The organism is Azospirillum griseum, assembly GCF_003966125.1.
In the GTDB taxonomy this organism is placed as follows: Bacteria; Pseudomonadota; Alphaproteobacteria; order Azospirillales; family Azospirillaceae; genus Azospirillum; species Azospirillum griseum.
Window position 1 is genome coordinate 1 of record NZ_RXMA01000166.1, and the last position, 301, is coordinate 301.

Consider the following 301-nt stretch of genomic DNA (forward strand, 5'->3'; position numbering starts at 1 on the left):
TCAAGTCCGCCAGACAGTCCTCCCAGCGAGGCTGAAAAACAGGCCAAAACAATGACTTGACACAAACCGCCGCTTCAGATACAAAATCATCCTCCAATCACTTGCACAAACAGCGCGAACAGTTGGTTCCAGTGTGGTTTCGGTCTTGTGCCTGCGTGACCTGGTGGTCATAGCGAGGTGTCAAACACCCGATCCCATCCCGAACTCGGCCGTGAAAAGCCTCTGCGCCGATGGTACTGCGTCTTAAGGCGTGGGAGAGTAGGTCGCCGCCAGGTCACTCAGGCACACGAGAAACCACACA

Annotated in this window: 1 rRNA gene; it reads left to right on the top strand. The window is 55.1% G+C overall.

The features are described from left to right. Window positions 1–159 precede the first annotated feature (159 nt). A 5S ribosomal RNA gene (gene rrf, locus EJ903_RS26645) occupies window positions 160–275 on the top strand. Window positions 276–301: the final 26 nt, after the last annotated feature.